The sequence below is a fragment of the Nodosilinea sp. LEGE 07088 genome (assembly GCF_015207395.1).
Taxonomy (GTDB): Bacteria; Cyanobacteriota; Cyanobacteriia; order Phormidesmidales; family Phormidesmidaceae; genus Nodosilinea.
Genome location: NZ_JADEWX010000069.1, coordinates 21,621 through 28,135, shown reverse-complemented (window position 1 = coordinate 28,135; position 6,515 = coordinate 21,621). Strand labels below are relative to the sequence as shown.

Sequence of the window (6,515 nt, the reverse complement as noted above, 5' to 3'; positions counted from 1 at the left end):
CCTCCCAGGAGGGGAGGCCAAAATCCAAAATCCTCCCTCTCCCCTCCCCCCATCTCCCACCAAAGTCGTCTCCCGCCGCAAGGCCGTCGCCGTCAACCCCCTCAAGCAAAGCCAACCCCTCGGCGCGGCCCTGGCCTACCTGGGCGTCAAGGGCATTATGCCGCTGTTCCACGGCTCCCAGGGCTGTACGGCCTTTGCCAAGGTGATGCTGGTGCGCCACTTCCGGGAGGCGATTCCCCTCTCGACCACGGCGATGACCGAGGTGAGCACGATTTTGGGCGGGGAAGACAATGTCGAGACGGCGATGCTCACCCTGCTGGAAAAGGCTAAGCCCGAGATCATCGGCCTCTGCACCACCGGCCTGACCGAAACCCGTGGCGACGACATGCAGGGCATTTTGCGCACCATTCGCCAGCGGCAGCCGGAGCTAGCTCACCTGCCGATCGCCTTTGCCTCCACGCCTGACTTTAAAGGGGCGTTGCAGGATGGCTACGCCGCAGCGGTGGAAGCCCTGGTACGGGATATCCCCATCGGCACCGAAAATGGCTTAGATCTCCATTCCCTGGAGGCTGACCCGTTCTACCCTCACCCGACCCCGACCTCGCAGTTTCAGGTGACGGTGCTGGCGGGGCCATCCCTGGCCCCCGGTGACGTGCAGGCGGTGAAGGACATGGTCAGCGCCTTTAACCTCAAGCCAGTGGTGCTGCCCGATCTGTCGGCCTCGCTGGATGGCCACCTGTCTGATGACTACAGCGCGGTCACCAGCGGGGGTACGCCCGTGGACGAGCTGCGATCGCTGCACCACTCCATTTTCACCCTGGCTATTGGCCACACCATGACCACCGCTGCCGAGATCTTGCAGCAGCGCTTTGGCACTGAGTTCGCGGTCTTCAACAGCCTCACCGGGCTGGCCGAGGTCGATCGCTTTGTGCACCAGTTGGCCACCCTCAGTGGGCAGCCCGTGCCCGAAAAATACCAGCACCAGCGCCAGCAGCTTCAGGATGCCATTCTTGACACCCACTTTTTCTTTGGTCGCAAGCGGGTAGCCCTGGCTCTGGAGCCAGATCTGCTGCACGCGATCGCCTGGTGGCTCAAGACCACCGGGGCTCAGGTGCACGCCGCCGTCACCACCACCAAATCCAAGCTGCTGAAGGATCTGCCCCTCGATAGTGTCACCCTCGGCGACCTGGAGGACTTCGCCGACCTGGCCCAGGGGGCCGATCTGCTGATCGCCAACTCCAACGCCAAAGCTTTGGCCAAGCAGCTGGATATTCCCCTCTATCGCCTGGGCTTTCCGGTGTTCGATCGCCTCGGCAACGGTCGCCGCTGCACCGTGGGCTACGACGGCACCACCCAGCTGCTGTTCGACATCGGCAACCTGTTTATGGAAGCCGACGAGGAGAAGGCTCACGCGCTGGTGGAGAGCTGGAGGGAGGGAGACATGGAGGGAGTAGGGAGTAGGGAGTAGGGAGTAGGGAATAGTCCGTCACCTGTTCCCTCTTCCCTATCACCTGTTCCCTCTTCCCTATCACCTGTTCCCTCTTCCCCCTCCCTCCCTTGTTATTCAAACAGGAGACTACCGATGAAAGTTGCATTCACAACCAAAGATTCCGAATACATTAACGCTCACTTTGGCTGGGCTAAGCGCATTGATGTCTACGACGTCGATACCGCAGGCTACCGCTTTCTCGAAACCCTTGAATTTGGGGGCGACCTGAAGGAAGACGGCAACGAAGACAAGCTAGAGCCCAAGGTTAAAGCGCTAGAAGACTGCACCATTGTCTACGTTTTAGCGATTGGGGGCAGCGCCGCCGCCCGGCTAATCCGCAAAAATGTCACCCCGATCAAGGCCCAGACCGAGGCAGACGAGATTCAGGACGTGCTGACCCGGCTGGTGCAGACCCTCAACGGCAGCCCGCCGCCCTGGCTGCGTAAGGCGCTGCAAAAGAGCCAGCCGCCCCAGGTAGACGACAGCTTTGATGACGAACTAGAAACTATCGAAGAGGAATTACTCGTATGAGCCCCGTACAAGCCCCTGAAACCCTTGAAAATGCTCTGGTGATCGACAATGCGCCGTTTTTGAAGGCAATCGTCCAGCAGATTCGCGCTAACGACCCCTACGGCACCTACCGCAACTGGGCTGACGAGCTCCTGCTCAAGCCCTACGTGCTGAGCAAAGCCCAAAAGCGCGAAATCTCTGTCGATGGCGATGTGGACCCGATCACCCAGAGCCGCGTTATGGCGTTTTATCGGGCGATCGCCTACCGCATCGAAGAAGAGTCGGGCCTGCTGTCGCAGGTGGTGATTGACCTCAGCCACGAAGGCTTTGGCTGGGCATTAATCTTCTCCGGTCGGCTGCTGCTGGTCTCCAAGACCCTGCGCGATGCCCAACGCTTTGGCTTTGCCTCCCTCGATAAGCTCAACGAAGAAGGCGAAAAGCTGGTGCAAAAAGGCATTGAGCTGGCCCAGCGCTTCCCTGAAGTCGCTGACGTGTAGGAGCGATGGGGATCAAGGGAGAAAATTCAAAATTAAAAACTTCCCCCCATCCCCCTCTATTCCCTGTTCCCTATTCCCTAACGCCTATGACCACAACCACCACTCCCACCGACCTTGAGGCTCTCAAGAAACAGATCAAAAAGCTCAACAGCAAAGCCGGTCAGATGAAGATGGACCTTCACGACATTGCCGAAGGCCTTCCTAACGACCTGGAGCAGCTACCCGAAGCAGCAGAGCGCACCTACGCCATCTATGTCCAGCTCCGTGACCTCAAGCAACAACTCAAAACTTTGGAGGCCGCTCAATGATGACAGCACCACTATCCCTAGCCCAGTTCAACCTGCTTAAAGACGCCGAAGAGTATTTCGAGTTCTTTGGCCTCACCTATGACCCCCAGATTGTGAATATCAATCGCCTGCACATTCTGCGCAAGTTCTCCCAGCTGGTTGAGGGCGTAGACAAAAACCAGAGCGAAGCCGAGATCCTGGCGGCCTACAGTCGGGAATTACGCAACGCCTACGACCTGTTTGTCACCTCCAACTCCGTGGAGCAAAAGCTGTTCAAGGTGTTCAAAGATAAGCCCAAGAACGTGGTGATGCTCTCCGATATTGAGGTGGAGTAGCTCTAATCCCCTCCTCGGAGGGGCAGGGGTGGGTAAACCCAGCCAAGGGAAACTTACCCACTTTCGAGAATTGCTCGTTGCACCAGACCCACCCCGCCCTGCGGGCACCCCTCCTGGGAGGGGATGTGACTCAACCATCTTGTGAGGATGCCGTGGCTCAGCTAACGCCGACCGAAATAGAACGCTACCGCCGCCAAATCATGCTGCCCGGTTTAGGTGAAACGGGGCAGCTCAAGCTGAAAAATACTACGGCCCTGGTCACCGGAGTGGGCGGGTTAGGCGGTACTGCGGCCCTATACCTGGCGGTCGCTGGGGTGGGCAAGCTGATCCTGGTGCGGGGGGGCGACCTGCAGCGGGATGACCTCAACCGCCAGGTGCTGATGACGGACGACTGGGTGGGCCAGCCCAGGGTGTTCAAGGCCCAGAAAACGCTCCAGGCGCTCAACCCCGACATTGAGGTTGAGGCGGTGTGCGAATACGTCAGCGCCGACAACATCGACGCCCTGGTGCAGCGGGCCGATATCGCCCTTGACTGCGCCTTTGACTTCAACGAGCGCGACCTGCTCAACGCCGCCTGCGTGCGCTGGGGCAGGCCCATGGTGGAAGCCGCCATGAACAGCATGGAGGCCTACCTCACCACCATCGTGCCGGGGCAAACCCCCTGCCTCACCTGCCTGTATCCCGAAAAGCCCGAGTGGGACCGCTGGGGCTTTGGGGTACTGGGCGCGGTCTCGGGCACCCTGGCCTGCCTGGCCGCCCTGGAGGCGATCAAGCTGGTCACTGGCCTGGGAGATCCCCTGCTGGGCCAGCTGCTGACGATGGATCTAGCCCGAGCCGAGTTTGCCAAGCGGCGGGCTTACCACGACCCTGACTGCCCGGTATGCGGCCCAATCTCTCGGCATCATCTGTCCGATCGCCTGACTGACATTGCCCCTGCTGAGTTCTGCGGTGCCCTATGACCTGGCTTGCTCTGGTGCTGATTGCGATCGCATTTTTTCTCTGGCGCTATGGCCGTCGTCACCCCGATGAGGTAGCTCGACTCCTGGGCTTTTCCCTGGCTCTGGTCTGCGTTCTAGCTGGTCTAGTGGCGGCCCCTGGACTGTTGAAAATTGCCATTCTCACGGCGCTGATTGTTTACCCGGACTGCACGCCGCGCGTTGGCCCTGAGGGGCCGGTCTCGGACCATCGCATCATCAAGCCCAGTTGCCCCAAATACTGTCTGTTGCGCCGCCAGTGTCGAAACCCTCCCTGAGTTGTTGAAATGCTCTCCCGTGGGTACGGCCATTAGCGATTTTGGATTGGCGATTTTGGATTTTGGATTATCGGCTCAATGCCTCTATTCCGCGAAATGCTCGTCTGTGGGTTACGGCCAATGCCTGATTTATCTGATTTAAGCCTGGCTTGATTATGGCCTAACCCACGCTACGGTCTCCCCCTTTTCCCTCTTCCCTCTTCCCTCTTCCCTCTTCCCTCTTCCCTCTTCCCTCTTCCCTTTTCCCTCTTCCCTCTTCCCTCTTCCCTTTTCCCTCTTCCCTCTTCCCTTTTCCCCCATCCCCTACCCCCCCAACACCATGACTGTCACCCTAACCGAACTCGCCGAACTCCGCCTGCGCACCTTCGTTCGCGGCACCCCCGACTACACCCCCCAGCGGGGCGTGCGCCTGGCCGTCAAAGACGGCGGCTGTAATGGCTACGAGTACGACATCAAAATTGCTAACTCCCCCAACCCCGACGACGAAGTTGTCGAAGCAGGCTCCCTTAAAGTCTTTGTTGACCCCCAGAGCGCGCCGCTGCTTGACGGCATTGTGGTGGACTACGTCGACAGCCTGCTCGAAAGCGGGTTTAAGTTCACCAACCCCAACGCCACCGACACCTGCGGCTGCGGCAAGTCATTCCAGGCCGGAGACTGTACGCCAGAGGCCGTGCCCTGTTCTTAGCTATTAGAGGTGAGGGAATAGGGAGTAGGGATCAGGATTCTTACACCTACTCCCTATTCCCTACCGCCTACTCCCTATTCCCTTACCCCAAAGATAGGAAAACGCCATGACCACTTATCAAATTCAACTGATCAACAAAAAACGGCAGATCGACATCACGATTCCTGTCGAAGAGGATACCTACATCCTCGATGCTGCGGAGGAACAGGACATCGAACTGCCCTTCTCCTGCCGGGCCGGAGCCTGCTCCAGCTGCGTTGGCAAATTAGTTGAGGGCGAGATCGATCAGGAAGACCAATCTTTCCTGGACGATGCCCAGATAGAAAAAGGGTTTGTATTGCTCTGTGTCGCCTATCCTCGCTCTGACTGCACGATCAAAACCCACATGGAGGCGTACCTGGTTTAAATATCCTCGCCTCGGAGGGAAACCCCAGAGCGGGAGGTCAAATTTGAAGCAACTGGAGTATTCACTATGTTTACTGGCTTTACCGTTTCGGGTTCATCGCTGCCACTGATGAAAGTGGGCGAACGAGGGATTATTGCTCGTTTAGCCAGCACCGATGCCAGTGCCGTTAGAGACCTCAAAGCACTGGGCTTAGATCGGGGCAAATCGATTCACCTGATCGAACGATTTCCCAATTTTGTGGTGAGCACTGGCGGGAAACAGATAGCCCTTAGTAAACGACTACGCCAGTCCATATACGTGCGGACTAAGCCTACGAGTAGGTACCACTAGGCCCCATGGCTCAAGTGATTCGATCGTTTCTTTTCGCATCCAATACCCTTCACAACAGGTGATTCATCATGGCAAACATAGCAATTTTCTACGGCAGCACGTCGGGCACCACCGAAGAGATCGCAGAGAAAATACAGCAGGAAATCGGTGAAGATATCTGCGACCTGTACAGCATGGAAGAAGACTTTGACGACGTTGACGATCTGCTGAAATACGACTACCTGCTGCTAGGCTGCTCCACCTGGGGCGCTGGGGAAGTTCAGAATGACTGGCGTGAGCCGCTGTTTGATATGGAGATGGATAAGCCTGACTTCTCGGGTAAAACCATCGCCATCTTTGGGCCAGGCGATTGCGAAGGCCACAGCAAACACTTTGTCGGGGCCTTAGGCACCCTCTACGACCAGTTCAAAGCCCTGGGGGCCAATGTCGTCGGTGCGGTTGCCGCAGACGGGTATTCCTTTGAAAAATCGACGGCGATCCGCGATGGAAAGTTTGTCGGCCTGCCCCTCGATGAAGTCAACGAAAGCGAAAAAACCGATCAGCGGATCGCCGATTGGCTACAGCTGTTGAAAGCCGACTTCCCCGCCCTGGCAGCACTGTAAGGGCATCTACCCAAGGCAGGATATTGCTGTCGGGTAGCCAGGATCTAGAAGGATCGTCATTACTGGCTTCTGGCTCCTACCTGCCAGGTTCTGCCAGCGTCCCAGTTTAAGCGGATACCCTC

12 protein-coding genes are annotated in these 6,515 nt (G+C 57.8%); 11 read left to right on the top strand and 1 reads right to left on the bottom strand.

The features are described from left to right. From nifN to IQ254_RS16070, 7 genes are all read left to right on the top strand, one after another. On the top strand, positions 1-1,468 hold a 1,468-nt coding region (nifN, locus tag IQ254_RS16100), incomplete at its 5' end, for a nitrogenase iron-molybdenum cofactor biosynthesis protein NifN (protein ID WP_228040781.1). 114 nt (positions 1,469-1,582) lie between these two features. Next, positions 1,583-2,020 carry a nitrogen fixation protein NifX gene (gene nifX / locus IQ254_RS16095; protein ID WP_193967175.1) on the top strand — a complete coding sequence of 146 codons (438 nt, stop codon included), beginning with the start codon at positions 1,583-1,585 and terminating at the stop codon, positions 2,018-2,020. Continuing rightward, entirely contained in the window at positions 2,017-2,496 is a 480-nt protein-coding gene (locus IQ254_RS16090; protein ID WP_193967174.1) for a NifX-associated nitrogen fixation protein, read from the top strand. The genes nifX and IQ254_RS16090 overlap by 4 nt, the downstream gene beginning before the upstream one ends. A gap of 86 nt (positions 2,497-2,582) precedes the next feature. Further along, positions 2,583-2,804, top strand: coding sequence for a CCE_0567 family metalloprotein (locus IQ254_RS16085; RefSeq protein WP_193967173.1), 222 nt, complete (start codon positions 2,583-2,585; stop codon positions 2,802-2,804). Beyond that, on the top strand, positions 2,804-3,118 hold the full coding sequence (gene nifW, locus IQ254_RS16080) for a nitrogenase-stabilizing/protective protein NifW (protein WP_193967181.1): 315 nt from the start codon (positions 2,804-2,806) through the stop codon (positions 3,116-3,118). Before IQ254_RS16085 ends, nifW begins: the two co-directional genes overlap by 1 nt. Before the next feature lie 152 nt (positions 3,119-3,270). Beyond that, positions 3,271-4,077 (top strand): ThiF family adenylyltransferase, encoded by an 807-nt coding sequence (locus IQ254_RS16075; protein WP_369011313.1) that lies wholly within the window; start codon positions 3,271-3,273, stop codon positions 4,075-4,077. Next, complete coding sequence (locus tag IQ254_RS16070) at positions 4,074-4,370, top strand: hypothetical protein (RefSeq protein ID WP_193967172.1); 297 nt, start codon at positions 4,074-4,076, stop codon at positions 4,368-4,370. The genes IQ254_RS16075 and IQ254_RS16070 overlap by 4 nt, the downstream gene beginning before the upstream one ends. A 153-nt stretch (positions 4,371-4,523) precedes the next feature. Here IQ254_RS16070 and IQ254_RS16065 read toward each other — a convergent pair whose 3' ends face one another. Then, a complete protein-coding gene (locus IQ254_RS16065; RefSeq protein WP_193967171.1) occupies positions 4,524-4,670 on the bottom strand; it encodes a hypothetical protein in 147 nt (48 codons plus the stop codon). 19 nt (positions 4,671-4,689) lie between these two features. On the opposite strand from IQ254_RS16065, the gene IQ254_RS16060 reads away from it, so the two are divergent. The 4 genes from IQ254_RS16060 (at position 4,690) to IQ254_RS16045 (ending at position 6,393) form a co-directional block, all read left to right on the top strand. Next, on the top strand, positions 4,690-5,055 hold the full coding sequence (locus IQ254_RS16060) for an iron-sulfur cluster assembly accessory protein (protein WP_193967170.1): 366 nt from the start codon (positions 4,690-4,692) through the stop codon (positions 5,053-5,055). A 106-nt stretch (positions 5,056-5,161) separates the two neighbouring features. Further along, a complete protein-coding gene (locus IQ254_RS16055) occupies positions 5,162-5,461 on the top strand; it encodes a 2Fe-2S iron-sulfur cluster-binding protein (protein ID WP_193967169.1) in 300 nt (99 codons plus the stop codon). 66 nt (positions 5,462-5,527) lie between these two features. Beyond that, positions 5,528-5,791: a FeoA family protein gene (locus IQ254_RS16050; protein ID WP_193967168.1), complete on the top strand. Its 264-nt coding sequence runs from the start codon at positions 5,528-5,530 to the stop codon at positions 5,789-5,791. A 68-nt stretch (positions 5,792-5,859) separates the two neighbouring features. Then, the gene (locus IQ254_RS16045; RefSeq protein ID WP_193967167.1) at positions 5,860-6,393 is read left to right on the top strand and encodes a flavodoxin; all 534 of its coding nucleotides are present in this window, start codon (positions 5,860-5,862) and stop codon (positions 6,391-6,393) included. Positions 6,394-6,515: the final 122 nt, after the last annotated feature.